Origin of the sequence: Xanthomonas sp. WHRI 7064, assembly GCF_040202355.2 — a bacterium.
Lineage (GTDB): Bacteria > Pseudomonadota > Gammaproteobacteria > Xanthomonadales > Xanthomonadaceae > Xanthomonas > Xanthomonas arboricola.
In genome coordinates this window covers 242,673-256,423 of the sequence record NZ_CP167821.1, presented here as the reverse complement: position 1 = coordinate 256,423, position 13,751 = coordinate 242,673, and the positions used below count along the sequence as shown (strand labels likewise).

Annotated in this window: 11 protein-coding genes; 4 read left to right on the top strand and 7 right to left on the bottom strand. The window is 67.7% G+C overall.

The window, feature by feature from the left end; translation table 11 throughout:
• Window positions 1-10 precede the first annotated feature (10 nt).
• Together egtD and egtB are read right to left on the bottom strand one after the other, a co-directional pair.
• The gene (gene egtD / locus ABQY74_RS01060) at window positions 11-997 is read right to left on the bottom strand and encodes an L-histidine N(alpha)-methyltransferase (RefSeq protein WP_102583701.1); all 987 of its coding nucleotides are present in this window, start codon (window positions 995-997) and stop codon (window positions 11-13) included.
• Window positions 994-2,283 (bottom strand): ergothioneine biosynthesis protein EgtB, encoded by a 1,290-nt coding sequence (gene egtB / locus ABQY74_RS01055; RefSeq protein ID WP_349792985.1) that lies wholly within the window; start codon window positions 2,281-2,283, stop codon window positions 994-996. Before egtB ends, egtD begins: the two co-directional genes overlap by 4 nt.
• Before the next feature lie 65 nt (window positions 2,284-2,348).
• On the opposite strand from egtB, the gene ABQY74_RS01050 reads away from it, so the two are divergent.
• Window positions 2,349-3,530, top strand: a complete 1,182-nt coding sequence (locus tag ABQY74_RS01050; RefSeq protein ID WP_349792984.1) for an aminotransferase class V-fold PLP-dependent enzyme — start codon at window positions 2,349-2,351, stop codon at window positions 3,528-3,530.
• A gap of 74 nt (window positions 3,531-3,604) precedes the next feature.
• Here the strand turns inward: ABQY74_RS01050 and ABQY74_RS01045 are convergent, their stop codons facing one another.
• The 4 genes from ABQY74_RS01045 to ABQY74_RS01030 are packed head-to-tail and all read right to left on the bottom strand — an operon-like array spanning window position 3,605 to window position 7,456.
• On the bottom strand, window positions 3,605-5,077 hold the full coding sequence (locus ABQY74_RS01045) for a glycine betaine ABC transporter substrate-binding protein (protein WP_349792982.1): 1,473 nt from the start codon (window positions 5,075-5,077) through the stop codon (window positions 3,605-3,607).
• Entirely contained in the window at window positions 5,074-5,811 is a 738-nt protein-coding gene (locus ABQY74_RS01040) for an ATP-binding cassette domain-containing protein (protein WP_349792979.1), read from the bottom strand. The genes ABQY74_RS01045 and ABQY74_RS01040 overlap by 4 nt, the downstream gene beginning before the upstream one ends.
• A gap of 48 nt (window positions 5,812-5,859) precedes the next feature.
• Complete coding sequence (locus tag ABQY74_RS01035) at window positions 5,860-6,204, bottom strand: calcium-dependent protein kinase 21 (protein ID WP_349792977.1); 345 nt, start codon at window positions 6,202-6,204, stop codon at window positions 5,860-5,862.
• Between the two features lie 46 nt (window positions 6,205-6,250).
• Window positions 6,251-7,456 (bottom strand): acyl-CoA desaturase, encoded by a 1,206-nt coding sequence (locus ABQY74_RS01030; protein WP_016901218.1) that lies wholly within the window; start codon window positions 7,454-7,456, stop codon window positions 6,251-6,253.
• A gap of 153 nt (window positions 7,457-7,609) precedes the next feature.
• Here ABQY74_RS01030 and ABQY74_RS01025 point away from each other — a divergent pair, with 153 nt between their 5' ends.
• The 3 genes from ABQY74_RS01025 to ABQY74_RS01015 all read left to right on the top strand — a co-directional run bounded on the left by ABQY74_RS01025 (window position 7,610) and on the right by ABQY74_RS01015 (window position 11,019).
• Window positions 7,610-8,455, top strand: a complete 846-nt coding sequence (locus tag ABQY74_RS01025; RefSeq protein ID WP_016901219.1) for an ABC transporter ATP-binding protein — start codon at window positions 7,610-7,612, stop codon at window positions 8,453-8,455.
• A 190-nt stretch (window positions 8,456-8,645) separates the two neighbouring features.
• The gene (locus ABQY74_RS01020; RefSeq protein WP_349792975.1) at window positions 8,646-9,656 is read left to right on the top strand and encodes a TIGR00266 family protein; all 1,011 of its coding nucleotides are present in this window, start codon (window positions 8,646-8,648) and stop codon (window positions 9,654-9,656) included.
• 325 nt (window positions 9,657-9,981) lie between these two features.
• On the top strand, window positions 9,982-11,019 hold the full coding sequence (locus ABQY74_RS01015) for a patatin-like phospholipase family protein (RefSeq protein WP_016901221.1): 1,038 nt from the start codon (window positions 9,982-9,984) through the stop codon (window positions 11,017-11,019).
• A 408-nt stretch (window positions 11,020-11,427) separates the two neighbouring features.
• Here ABQY74_RS01015 and ABQY74_RS01010 read toward each other — a convergent pair whose 3' ends face one another.
• Entirely contained in the window at window positions 11,428-13,644 is a 2,217-nt protein-coding gene (locus ABQY74_RS01010; protein WP_349792973.1) for a TonB-dependent siderophore receptor, read from the bottom strand.
• Window positions 13,645-13,751 lie beyond the last annotated feature (107 nt).

Below are 13,751 nucleotides of genomic sequence, written 5' to 3'. Positions count from 1 at the left end.
ACGCCAGAACTCAGAGCGGGCGCAACACGCGCAGGCCGAACCAGTCCTTGGCATCGTTCCAGCCGTGAGTGACTTTCAGCCCCGCAGCGGCGGCAAGTTCGGCAAAGCGCGCGTCGGTGTACTTGTAGCTGTATTCGACCTGCATCGCCTCGCCTTCGGCAAATTCGAATGCCTTGCCGCCCACCTGCACGCGCTGGGCGCGCTGGCTGATCAGGAAGGTCTCGATGCGGCCGCGTTCGCGCGCATACACCGCGTGGTGGCGGAAGCCGTCCAGATCGAAGTCGCTGCCGATCTCGCGGTTGAGCCGCGCCAGCAGGTTCAAGGTGAACTCGGCCGTGACGCCGGCCGCATCGTTGTAGGCGGCCTCGATCAGCGCGGCATCCTTGTCCAGATCGATACCGATCAGCGCGCACCCGTCGCTACCCATGGTCTGGCGCATCGCATCGAGCAACTCGACGGCGGCATCATCGGTGAAATTGCCCAGCGTCGAGCCGGGGAAGAACACCAGATGCCGACGCGCCGGGCGCTGCGCGTGCGGCAGCTGCAGCGGCTTGGTGAAGTCGGTGCATACCGGCAGCATCTGGATCTGCGGGAACTGCTGCGCCAGCCGCGCGGTGCTCTCAAGCAAGGCAGTGCGCGAGATTTCCAGCGGCGTGTAGGCCACCACATCGCGCAGGCCCTGCAGCAGCAATTCGGTCTTGCGCCCGCTGCCGCTGCCGTATTCGACCACGTGCACGCCAGCGCCGATCGCCTGCGCGATCGAGGCCATGCTGGCCTCCAGCAAGGCCAGTTCGGTGCCGGTGAGGTAGTACTCCGGCTGCCGGGTGATCGCCTCGAACAACTGCGAGCCGTGCGCATCGTAGAAATACTTCGACGGCAGCGTCTTGGGCGTTTGCGACAGCCCGGCCAGCGCGTCGGCGGTGATGTCGTCCGGTTGCGGGCGCAGGTCGGTCAGCGCGGCGTGCGCGCGTTGCATGGCATGGGCGGCAGCGTTCAAGGCAGATCCTTGGCAAGGCGCACGCCGGCAAACTGCCAACGCGCATCGGAGGGAAAAAAGTTGCGGTAGCTGGCGCGGACGTGGCTGGCCGGTGTGGCACAGCTGCCACCGCGCAGCACCCATTGCGCATTCATGAATTTGCCGTTGTATTCGCCCAGCGACCCGGGCCACGGCGCAAAGCCGGGATACGGCAGGTAGGCGCTGCCGGTCCATTCCCAGACATCGCCGAACAACTGCTGCAGGCCGGTATCCACCGCGTCGGCGCCGCGCGGATGCAAGGTGTCGCTATCGACGAAATTGCCCTGCACCGGCACACCGGTAGCAGCCTGTTCCCACTCGGCTTCGGTGGGCAGGCGTGCGCCGGCCCAGCGCGCGAACGCATCGGCTTCGAACAGGCTCAGGTGGCATACCGGCGCATGCGCATCACGCGGGCGCCAACCATCCAGGGTGAACTCGCGTCCGTCCGCGTCCCAATACAGCGGGTGCTGCCAGCCTTGCGCCTGCACCATCGCCCAGCCATCGCTGAGCCAGGCACCGGCGCTGCGGTAGCCACCGGCGTCGATGAACTCCTGAAACTCGGCGTTGCTGACCACCCGATGCGCCAACGCATGCGCGCCGACCAGCACGCGATGACGCGGCGACTCGTTGTCGTAGGCGAAGGCATCGGCCTGCGGCCATGCCGCCGCGCCGATCTCCACGATCTGTTCGTCGCGTGCCTGCCAGCGCAGCGTGCTGGCGACGGCCGCAGGCGGTGCCGGCGCATCGCGATACGCCGGCTGCAGCGGATTGCTCCACAGCGCGTGCTTGATGTCGGTCAACAGCAATTCCTGGTGCTGCTGCTCGTGCTGGATGCCGAGCTGCACGATGGTGCAAGCCTGCGCGTCCAACACCCCATCACGCAGGCGCTGCTGCATCTGCGCATCGACTGCGGCCCGGTAGTCGCGCACCTGCTGCAGCGACGGCCGCGACAACACTCCGCGACGCGCGCGCGCGTGGATCGGGCCCACGCTCTGGTAGTAGCTGTTGAACAGGAAATCCCAGGCCGGGTCGAACACGCGGTAGGCCGGATCGGCCTGCAGCACGAAGCGTTCGAAAAACCAGGTGGTGTGCGCCAGATGCCATTTGCTGGGGCTGGCGTCGGGCATGCTCTGCACCATTGCGTCTTCAGCGCTCAGGGGTGCGGCGAGGCGATCGCTCAGCGCGCGGGTCTGCGCGTAGCGTTCCAGCAGCGTCAGCTGCTGTTGCTGGTGGTGGCCCAGCAGAGATGAGAGTGCAGACATCGCCATATGCTTGAGGAGCGCCTGTGAACGCGCCGTGTCGGCAGCGTGGCAGCCAGCGGTAAGCTGTCGCCATGTCTTCTTTTTCTCTGTCCAGCCTGCTCCCCGCGCCCGTCGAATGGGAACACCGCCAGCAGGCATTTGCGTTACCTGCCGACATCACCTATCTGGATGCCGCCTCGCGCGGCCCGCTGCTGCGCGCGGTGCAAGCGGTCGCGCATCAGGCAGTGGATGCGCTGGCCACCCCGTGGCAGCTGCCGTTCGATGCCTGGCTGCAGGACATCCAGCGTTTGCGCACGCTCGCTGCAGGCCTGTTCGACGACGATGCCGACGGCGTGGCGATGCTGCCCTCGGCTGCGCACGGCCTGGCGACCGCCGCACGCAACCTGCCGCTGCAACGCGGCGAGGCGGTGCTGCTATTGGAAGGCCAGTTCCCCTCGAACCTGCTGATCTGGCAACGCCGCTGTGCCGAGGTGGGTGCGCACATCGTGGCGGTGTCCACTGCCGGTGGCGATGCCTTGACCGCGGCGGTGCTGCAGGCCATCGCCCAGACACCTGCATTGCGCATCGTCACCTTGCCGCATGCGTATTGGCTGGATGGACGACAGCTCGATCTGGACCGCATCAGCGCCGCGGTGCACGCACGCGGTGCGGCGCTGGTGCTGGATCTGAGCCAGAGCCTGGGCGTGCTACCGACCGACCTGCCGCGCTGGCGGCCGGACTTTGTGGTCAGCGTCGGCCACAAATGGCTGCTGGGGCCGATGGGGCTGGCCTGGCTGTGGGTGGCCCCGCAATGGCGGGCGCACGGCGTGCCGATCGAAGAACACTGGATCGGCCGCGATGCCGGCAGCAGCTGGGAATTTCCGGTCGCCCAGGCACCGTCCTATCGCAGCGGTGCGCGCCGGTTCGATGCCGGCGGCGTTGCCGATCCATTGCGGATCGCGATGGCGACGGTGGCCTTGCAGCAGGTCGCTGCCTGGCAACCGGCGCGCATCGCGCAGGCGCTGGGCGCGCTCACCGCGCGCTGGGATGCGGCGCTGCAGGCACGCGGTCTGGGCAGTTGGTGCACGCCCGCCCACGCGGCGCATCTGACCGCGTTGCAGCCGCCAGCCAATCGGCTGGATGCGGTGGCGACGGCGTTCGGCGCACGCGGAGCGATCTGCACACGCCGACACGGACGTCTACGTATCGCACCGCACCTCAATGTCACCGAGGATGCACTCTCAGCCCTGATCGCAGCGCTGCCAACCGCGTAACCGTAGGAGCGGACCAGGCCGCGACAGGGCGTTACCGGCTAAGCCCGGTCGCGGCCGGGTCCGCTCCTACGGGCTCAGCCGCGCTGGCGGATGCGCAGCCCACGCGGCGTGACCCAGCGCTCCAGGCCTTCGAACAATGCCTGCACGATCAGTGCGAGCACCGCCGCAGGAATCGCGCCTTCCAGGATCAGGCCGATGTCGTCCAGGCGGATGCCGGTGAGGATCGGTTGGCCGTAGCCGCCTGCGCCGATCAACGCGCCCAGCGTGGCGGTGCCCACGTTGATCACCGCCGCGGTCTGGATGCCGGCCACGATGGTACGACGCGCCAGCGGCAGTTCCACCCGCCACAGGCGCGTCCATGCCGGCAGCCCGATCGCCTCGGCGGTCTGGCGCAACTCGCGCGGGATCGAGGTCAGCCCGGCATGCGCGTTGCGCACGATCGGCAGCAGGCTGTAGAGAAACAACGCGGCGATCGCCGGTTTGGCGCCGATGCCGAACAACGGAATCATGAAGACGAACACCGCCAGCGACGGCAAGGTCTGCAGCACGCCGGTCAACGACAGCACTACCTGCCCGAGCCGCGGCCGCCGGGCCGCCAGCACGCCCAGCGGCAACGCGATCAGCAAGGCAAAGCCCAACGAGATGCCGACCAGGGCCAGATGCTCGCGCGTATGCCGCAGCAGACGCGCCACACGCGAATCGGCTGCCGATGCCGGCGCAACGCCCAGCCACTGCGCAGCCACCGCCGCCTCGGACTGACGCTCCAGCTTCACCTGTGCGTTGAGCCGCTGCATGGTCGCCTCGTCGATGCGCCCCTGCAGCCCCTGCAATGCCTTGAGCATCGCCGGTGAGCGCTGCGCCAGGTCCTTGCGATACAGGAACACTGCCTGGTAATCGGGAAAGTAATGGCGGTCGTCGCGCAACACCTGCAGCCGGTAATACGGAATTTCCGCATCGGTGCTGTACAGATCGGTGACCTCGATCGCCCCGCTCTGCAGCGCGCGATAGGCCAGATCGTGATCCAGCCCGGTCGCGGTCTGCGGCAGTGCATAGGCGGCGCGCACGCCGGGCCAGCCATCGGCGCGCTGCATGAATTCGTTGCTCAGCCCGATCTTGAGCGATGGATGCCGTGCCAGATCCGACATCGATGCGATGCCAAGCGCCTGCGCGTGCTCGACGCGCATGCCGAAGGCATAGGTGTTCTGGAAGCCGAGCGATTCGGTCATCGCCAACCCGCGTGCATCCAGTGCGGCGCGCAGTTCGGCCTGGCTGGCCTTGGGCAGCTGCAGCAGTTCCTGCGCCAACGTGCCGGTGTATTCGGCGTACGCATCGATCTGCCCGGTCTCCAGCGCGCGCCACAGGATACGCGTGCCACCGAGCTGCGCGCGGTGTTGCACGTCCACGCCGTCGCGCTGCCCGGCGGCGGTGGCGATCTCGCCCAGCAGCACGGCCTCGGTGAAGTTCTTCGAGCCGATCGTCACCTGCGCGGCCTGCGCACCGACGCTTGCCATCAGCAGTGCCACGGCGAGCAGCACGCGCGCGATCATGCGGCGTCGCCGATGCTGCGCTGCGCAGTGAGAAAGCGCTGCACGAACGGATCGGCCGGCTGTTCCAGCAGGCTGCGCGCACTGCCCTGCTGCACCACCTGGCCGGCCCGCATCAGCACCAGGTTATCAGCCAGGTAGGCGGCTTCGGCTACGTCGTGCGTCACCAGCACCACGGTCTTGCCGAGCTGGGCGAACAGTCCACGCATCTGCGCCTGCAGGTCGTAACGCACGATCGGGTCGAGCGCGCCCAGTGGCTCGTCCAGCAGCAGGGCCGGTGGATCCAGCATCAGCGCACGGATCAAGCCCACGCGCTGGCGTTGACCGCCAGACAGTTCGGCCGGATATCGCGTCAGCAACTCCGGCGGCAACTGGCAGAGCGCGCATAGGGTCTGCAGGCGTTGGTCGATACGCTGCCGCGTCCAGCCCAGCGTCTGCGCCAGCAACACCACATTGCTGCGTGCATCCAGATGCGGGAACAGCCCGCCCTCTTGAATCACATAGCCGATGCGCTGGCGCTGCGCCTGCAGGCCGGCGCGTTGCAGCGGCGCACCATCGAAGGCGACCGTGCCGCTGTCCGGCCACTCCAGCCCCACCAGCATCCGCAACACGGTCGACTTGCCTGCGCCGCTGGGGCCGATCAAGGCGGTAGTGATGCCGCTGGCGAACTGCAGGGAGACGGAGTCGAGGGCAATGGCCTGGCCGTAGCGCCGGCTGACCTGGTCGAGAGTGAACATGCGCTCGAGCTTGCCGAACGCAGCGTCAGACGCGCGCGAAGGTACGCATCAGCGCGGCGGCGCCAGCAACTCGCGCGCGCTCAGGTAGCCGTCGCCGTTGGCATCCTGCCGCGCGAAGCGCTCGATCAGCGTGGCACGATGCGCAGCACGGGTGATCGGCTTGCCGCGCCGGCCAGGCAGCTCGTCGCCCTGCAGCACGCCGTCATGGTCCAGGTCGCGCTGCTCGAAGGCATAGCTCATCCAGGCCAGATATTCGTCGCGGCTGACCCGGCCATCGCCATCGGTATCCATGCGTTGCAGATACTGCTGGCTGTCCTGCACCTGGGCCTGGGCCTGCGCAAAAAAAGCCGGGGCGCACACGGCACCTGCCAACAGCAGGCCGCGCGCGATCAAGCCATACGATCCACGCACACGCACAGCAGCACGCGTGCCCCGACGATTACGACCCACTCAGCGCATAACCCTTGAGCCGCGCCGCATAGGCCTGCAAGGCGGCATTGCCGCTGGCTTCGGCTTCGTGACACCACTGCTGCAGGTGCTTGAGCCGTTCGGACGCATCGTGGCTGCGCGCCTCCAGCACCGCAGTCAGGCGTGCGCGGTACTCGACCAGCGTGCGCATGCGCGGGCGCTCGGCCACCCAGTGCTGCAGTTGCGCGCGCGCATCGGGCTTGAGCCACCGCCCGTCATCGACCAGGCCCTTGCGCAGCCGCCGCGGCAACAGCTGCCGCAACTTGGCGCCGGTGGCCGCGGCCTCTTCGCGTAGCGCCGGGGTGAACACATTGCGCTGGTAATCGGTCATCGCCTGGAAGCGATGCGAGAGCAGGGCCTTGAGCGTGTCGGCATCGGGCACGGCGATGTTGGGGCGGATGTCCAGCGACGGCGCCACCCGCAGCACCTTGGCCAGGCCGATCGCCTGCAGCCCGCGGATGGCGACCCAGCCGATATCCAGCTCCCAGCGCCGCATCGAAAACCGCGCCGAGCTCGGGAACGCATGGTGGTTGTTGTGCAGTTCTTCGCCACCGATCCACAGCGCCCACGGCGTCAGGTTGGTGGAGGTGTCGGCCGACTCGAAATTGCGATAGCCCCACCAGTGGCCCAGGCCGTTGACCACGCCGGCGGCCCAGAACGGAATCCACGCCATCTGGATCGCCCACAGCGCGATGCCGGGCAAACCGAACAGCACCGCGTTGATCACCAGCAACGCGATCGGGCCGGCATTGGCATGCGGGGTGTACAGATGCCGCTCGATCCAGTCGGTGGGCGCGCCCTTGCCGTACTGCTCGATGTCGGCACGCTGCGCGCGTGCTTCGCGGTACAGCTCCACGCCACGCCAGAACACCTGGCTGATGCCCTTGGTCTGCGGGCTGTGCGGGTCTTCCTCGGTCTCGACCTTGGCGTGATGCTTGCGATGGATCGCCACCCATTCGCGCGTAATCATCGAGGTGGTCAGCCAGGTCCAGAAGCGGAAGAAGTGCGCCACCACCGGATGGAAGTCCACACCACGATGGGCCTGGCTGCGATGCAGGTACAAGGTCACCGCGAAGATGGTGAGCTGGGTGAACACCAGCAGCACCGCCAGCATGCCCCACACGCCCAGCCCGGCCACGCCGGAAGTCAGAAGGTCGATGATCGGGTCGGACAACATCGGCATCTCCACAGCGGCGCCATCGGGTTAGGTCGATGGAGACATGATGGGGGCGATGGCGGCAAACTTCACCCTTCGGATGCGTAGGGTGCGCCCTACATTTCTAAAGCGGTTCACACGCTCCCCTTCCCCACTGCGCCTGATGTCACCCGTATGACGGTTACTGCCGAAATGTCCACCGATCCTGCTGCTGTTGCGAACGCCATCCCGTTGATCGAGCTCGACCAGGCCAGCGTGATGCGCGGCCAGGTGCGCGTGCTGCATGCGCTCAGCCTGCGCATCGCGCTGGGGCAGCACACCGCCATCCTCGGCCCCAATGGCTGCGGCAAATCCTCCTTCATCAAACTGATCACCCGCGAGCTGTATCCGCTGGTGCGCGCCGACGGCCAGGCGGCGGTGAAAGTGCTCGGGCAGGTGCGTTGGCAGGTGGACCGCCTGCGCTCGCAGCTGGGCATCGTCACCGGCGACCTCAGCGTCAACCTGGCCGACATGCCGGGGCTGGATGTGGAAAGCGCGGTGCTGTCCGGTTTCTTCGCCAGCTATGTGGTGCCACCGCATCGCGAGATCAGCGACGACATGCGCGCGCGGGCACGGGAGGCCTTGGCCCTGGCGCGCGCGCTGCCGTTGCTGGACCGGCAATTTGCCGAACTGTCGGCCGGCGAGACCCGCCGCGTGCTGATCGCGCGCGCACTGGTCAACCGCCCGCAGGCGCTGCTGCTGGACGAGCCGTCCACCGGCCTGGACCTGGTGGCGCGACAGCACCTGCTCGACACCATGCGTCACCTGGCCCGGCAAGGCATCACCCTGATCCTGGTGACCCATCACATCGAGGAAATCGTGCCGGAGATCGCGCGGGTGATCCTGCTGCGTGCCGGCACTGTCGTGGCCGATGGTCCGCGCGATGCGCTGCTCACCGACGCCAGCCTCTCGGACGTGTTCGGTGGCCCAGTGCGGGTGCAGCGCGACGGCGAGCGCTATTGGGCGACGGTGGGCGAGTAAGCGCCCCCCGCCCCGCCGTGCGCGCAGGCCGAGGGGCTTGCGCAAGCTGCGCGACGACAGCCGGCAGCCACGCGTTCCGGACAGGCCACAACCGCGGCCAACCGGACCTTCCGGGCATGACCTTGGACACGGGACGCCGTCACCGCGGCTGCGCTTAGACTCGGCGCACGCACAGACAGGAGTCGTCCCGATGGCCCAGTGGTATTTCCATGTTCCCGGACAGGCCGATCGCATCGGCCCGCTCGACGATGCCAGCGCCTGCGCGCATGCCCAGCGCCAGCCCGACGCGCTGGCCTGGCGCGACGGACTCGATGGCTGGACGCCGGCCCGCCAGCTAGCCGAGCTGCAGGGCGGCAGCGGCCTGCCGCCGCCGCTGACCGGCGCGGCCGGGCGCGCCGACGAGATCGACTACCGCATCGTCGGCAACGACATGCAGTTCGTCGAGGTCGAGCTGGACCCGGGCGAAAGCGCCATCGCCGAGGCCGGCGCGCTGATGTACAAGGACGCCGCGGTGCAGATGGACACCGTGTTCGGCGACGGCTCGCATGCCGGCCAGAGCGGCGGCGGCGGGTTGATGGGCAAGCTGCTGTCGGCCGGCAAACGCGTGGTCACCGGCGAGAGCATGTTCACCACCGTGTTCACCCATGCCGGCAGCGGCAAGGCCAGGGTCGCATTCGCCGCGCCCTATCCGGGCACGGTGCTGGCGCTGCGCCTGTCCGAGCATGGCGGGCAACTGATCTGCCAGAAAGACAGCTTCCTGGCCGGCGCGCGCGGCGTGTCGCTGGGGATCGCGTTTCAACGCAAGATCCTCACCGGCCTGTTCGGCGGCGAGGGCTTCATCATGCAGAAGCTCGAAGGCGACGGCTGGGTCTTCGTGCATGCCGGCGGCACCGTGGTGGAACGCGAACTCGGCCCCGGCGAACGCATCGATGTGGACACCGGCTGCGTGGTCGCCTACCACGCCGGCGTGGACATGGACGTGCGCCGCGTCGCCGGGCTGAAGAGCATGTTCTTCGGCGGCGAAGGCGTCTTCCTGGCCACCCTCACCGGCCCCGGCAAGGTGTGGCTGCAATCGCTGCCGTTCTCGCGCATGGCCGGCCGCATGCTGCAGGCCGCCCCGCAGGCCGGTGGACAGCAACGCGGCGAAGGCTCGGTGCTGGGCGGCCTGGGAAGGTTGCTGGATGGCGACAACCGGTTTTGATGGGGTGACGCGGCAGGCGGGTGTGCGGGCCCTCTTCTCCTGCCGGGAGAAGGTGGCGCGTTTCGCCGGATGAGGGGATCGGCGAAGCCTGCTGCGATCCCATGTGGCCTCGCTCCTTACCCTCCCCCCCCGCTCCGCGCCCCCGGCCTGTGCAGGTGGCTGCGGTCATCGCCCGAATGAACCGGCTCGCCCTTCTTGCCGGGACAAGGCAGTGCAACGCCTGCAAACGATGCCGTTCTGAACAATCTCCACGCACGCCAACCATCAGCGCCACCGTGACGGCACGCGTGTATTCTCCCTCGCCTTTCCCATCGACGTTTTCGCCATGACTGCGCTCCGCCGCCCACGCTCGCTTGCCCTGTTGTCCATGCTCGGTCTGCTCTCGGCCTGCGGTGGCGAGCCGCGCCCGGCAGCACCGGCGCCGGTGGTGCAGGCACCGTCTGCCGGCGCGGTCAAACCGGTGAAGATCGGCGTGGCGCTCGGTGGCGGCGCGGCCAAGGGCTTTGCGCATATCGGCGTGATCAAGATGCTCGAGGCCAACGGCTTTGCCCCGGTGGTGGTGTCGGGCACCAGCGCCGGCAGCGTGGTCGGGGCGCTGTATGCCAGCGGCATGGATGCGTTCCAGATGCAGGAAAAGGCCGTCGCGCTCGACCAGACCAGCATCCGCGATGTGCGGATCTTCTCCGGCGGCCTGGTGCAGGGCCAGAAGCTGCAGGACTACGTCAACGAACAGCTCGGCGGCAAGCCGATCGACAAATTGCGCAAGCCGTTCGCGGCGGTCGCCACGCGGCTGGAAGACGGCGAACGCACCGTGTTCGTGCGCGGCAATGCCGGCCAGGCGGTGCGCGCATCCAGCAGCATTCCCGGCGTGTTCGAGCCGGTGACCATCGGCCAATACCACTATGTGGACGGCGGCGTGGTCAGCCCGGTGCCGGTGGATGCGGCGCGCCAGCTCGGTGCGGAATTCGTGGTGGCGGTGGATATCTCCAGCAAGGCCAGCGGCAAGAATCCCGGCGATCTGCTCGGCACCGTCAACCAGTCGATCTCGATCATGGGCCAGCGCCTGGGCGAGGCGGAACTCAAGCGTGCCGATGTGGTGATCCGCCCCAAGGTCAACGACATCGGCTCGGCCGATTTCAACCAGCGTGGCGCGGCCATCCTGGAAGGCGAGCGTGCCGCGATGGCGGCGATGCCGCAGATCCGCGCCAAGATCGCGCAGTTGCAGGCGCAGCGCAGCAGTGCCACCCGCACCGCCGCCGAGCAGGCTGCCGCCGCCAAGGCAGAGGCGTATCGGCGCTGCCTGCAAGAGCGCTCGCGCTGGCAGAAACTGCGCGGCAAGGACGAGGCCTGCGTGGCGCCGTGAAGTGGAGGCGGTGCGAGGTGATACGCAGCTGATGCGGGTGCCACGCGAGGTCATGCGGAGCTGAGCGGGCGTAGGCGCCTGTTTCGAAACGCGCGCATTTAAAGTCGATGCGTAGGCGACTGCGTTGTTGATGCCTTGTGTTGATGCACCGAGGGTGTGCCGGACAAGGTCGCGGCCTGGGCCGCTCCTACGACGGCGTGGCATTTTTTTCAGGTGCGCTGGAGGCGTACCGAACGGGTCGCGGCCGGGGCCGCTCCTACGATGGCGGGGTGGTCTTTGGGTCGATTGGGGAACGTCGGCGCGGCCAGCACCGCTCCTGTAGGAGCGGCCCTGGCCGCGAGGCCTTACCCGTAGCAATGCCTGGACTTCACGGGCAACGCCTCAAGCCCGGACTTCATCGGCAACGCCTCAATAGCGCCAACGCAACGACAGGCTGACAAACCGCGGCTCGCCGTAGTTCTGGTAATCCAGGTTGGCCCAGTAGGTCTTGTCGAAGGCGTTGCGTACCGCCAGCGTGGCGGTCCATTGCTCGCTGATGCGGTAGTTGGCGTTGAAGTGCACCAGTGCATACGGGTTCTGCACCACGGTCACCGGCGTGGTGGCGCCGGTACCGTCGCCGGTGGGGCGCTCGATATTGAAGCCGCGCACCGCGCTCTGCCAGCTGACACCGCCGCCGATGCTCAGGCGCTCCCAGGCGCCGGGCAGGCGCAGCTGCGTGGACAGCTGCAGGTAATCCTCGGGCAGGTTGGCGTAGATCGCATCGGTGGGCGGGCGCGTCACCTTGACGTGGGTAAAGCCGGCATTGATGGTCCAGCCGGGCAGGAGTTCGCCGTTGAAATCCATTTCCCAGCCACGGCTCTTGGTGCCGTTGATGCCGATGTAGGCCGAATTGCCGTCCGGCAGCGAGGATTCCGGCTGGGTCATGTCGCGCACGGCGAAGTTGTCCTGCTTGGCCTCGAACACGGCGGCGGTGGCCATCGCACGGCCGTCGAACAACTGCGCCTTGATGCCGGCTTCCAGGTTGGAGCCTTCAACCGGGGCGAGCAGGTTGTTGTCCTTGTCGCGGTAATTCTGCGGGTTGAAGATCTCGGTATAGCTGGCGTAGAGCGACACATCCGGCACGATGTCGTAGACCAGTCCCACATACGGGGTGACTTCGTCGCTCACCTCGTACCGGCCGCTGGTGCCGGTGTAGGCGCCGCTGGCGTCGAAGGCCTGGGTGCGGGTTTCCCAGGAGCTCAGGCGTGCACCGGCGATCAGCGACAGCGGGTCGGCCAGACGCAACCGGGTCGAGGCATACACGCCGCGCTGCGTGGTGCGCGCTTCGCTGCGGCGGCCGGTGCGCGCATAGGTCACTTTGGAGATATCGCCATCCCAGTTGCGGATATTGGGGATGAAATAACAGCGCTCGGGCGGGCCAAAGTCGTTAGGACAGCTCGCCCAGTCATCGGGATAGGTCTGCGCGACACCGTAGGAGGTCGACTGCAGATCCTGCCAGCTGCCGCCGACCACCACATCGTGCTGGCGGCCGAACAACGAGAAACCGCCGGACAGGTACACGTCCACGCCATCGCGCGCGTCGCTGGTTTCGCCGGCTCCGGTGCGCAGGAAGATGCCGCTGCCATCGGCGGCCGGATAGCCGGTGCCGTACACGCGCAGGCTCTGCACATCGCCCTTGGTATGCGCGTAGTTGACGCGCAGCAACCAGTCCTCGCCGAAGCGTTGTTCCAGGTTGGCGAAGGCGGTGCTGGTCTCGCGCTGCCAGCGGCTCCACTTGGGCGCCATGTTGGTCGAGCGCGGCAGGTTGGCCGGCGAGCCATCGGCGGCGAAGAACGGCACCGTGCCCCAGGTCGAGCCGATCGGGCTATTGTCCTGGCGCTGATAGCCGACGGTGAGCGTGGTGCTGTCGGTCAGGTCGCCTTCCAGCACCGCCATGCCCGACATCTTGTTGTCGTGGTACCGGTCGTAGTAGTAGTCGCGGTCCTGCCAGGCCGCGACCACGCGGCTGCGCCAGCGCCCGTCTTCGGTCAGCGGCGCATTGACGTCGGCCTGCATGCGGCGGAAATCCCAGGTGCCGGCACTGACTGCGAACGAGGCATCGAAGTCCTTGCCCGGGCGCTTGCGCAGCAGGTTGACCGTGGCCGAGGGAATGCCGGCGCCGGTGAGCAGGCCGTTGGCGCCGCGGATCACCTCGATGCGGTCGTAGAAGACCGTGTCGTATTCCTGGTTGGTCGCACCGCTGTAGGTGGGCAGGCCATCGACCTGGAAGTCGGTGATCTGGAAGCCGCGTGCGAAATACAGCGGGCGCTGGGTGTCGTAGAACGACACGTTGACGCCGGTGACGTTGCGCATCACATCGTCGATGCTGAACAGCGATTGCTCTTCCAGCCGCTGCAGCCCGATCACGCTCACCGATTGCGGCGTTTCCTGCAGGGTCAGCGGCAGGCGTGTGGTGGTGGCCGGCTGCGCGCGGCTCACCGCGCCGTTGACGTTGACCTGGTCCAGCGTCTTGGCGTTGCTTGCATCGGCGGCGGCATCGTCAGCACGGGCAGCGCAGGGCGTCAGCGCCAACGCGCACAGCAAGGCAGCGGACAACGTGGCCAGGGGAGCGGAAATCGCGGGCATTGGAGGGTTCTCGTCGATCGGTGCGGGACGCGCGGCGTCACCGGGCAAAAAAACGCAGGCATGCGCGGCGCGTCCCACTCGGGCGACGAGCTGGCTGGCCCTGCCGG

Excerpts from the sequence above, each read along its gene's own strand:
- egtB (WP_349792985.1), bottom strand. The coding sequence starts at position 2,283 with ATGGCGATGTCTGCACTCTCATCTCTGCTGGGCCACCACCAGCAACAG.
- ABQY74_RS01050 (WP_349792984.1), top strand. The coding sequence starts at position 2,349 with ATGTCTTCTTTTTCTCTGTCCAGCCTGCTCCCCGCGCCCGTCGAATGG.
- ABQY74_RS01045 (WP_349792982.1), bottom strand. The coding sequence starts at position 5,077 with ATGATCGCGCGCGTGCTGCTCGCCGTGGCACTGCTGATGGCAAGCGTC.
- ABQY74_RS01040 (WP_349792979.1), bottom strand. The coding sequence starts at position 5,811 with ATGTTCACTCTCGACCAGGTCAGCCGGCGCTACGGCCAGGCCATTGCC.
- ABQY74_RS01030 (WP_016901218.1), bottom strand. The coding sequence starts at position 7,456 with ATGTTGTCCGACCCGATCATCGACCTTCTGACTTCCGGCGTGGCCGGG.
- ABQY74_RS01025 (WP_016901219.1), top strand. The coding sequence starts at position 7,610 with ATGACGGTTACTGCCGAAATGTCCACCGATCCTGCTGCTGTTGCGAAC.
- ABQY74_RS01020 (WP_349792975.1), top strand. The coding sequence starts at position 8,646 with ATGGCCCAGTGGTATTTCCATGTTCCCGGACAGGCCGATCGCATCGGC.
- ABQY74_RS01015 (WP_016901221.1), top strand. The coding sequence starts at position 9,982 with ATGACTGCGCTCCGCCGCCCACGCTCGCTTGCCCTGTTGTCCATGCTC.
- ABQY74_RS01010 (WP_349792973.1), bottom strand. The coding sequence starts at position 13,644 with ATGCCCGCGATTTCCGCTCCCCTGGCCACGTTGTCCGCTGCCTTGCTG.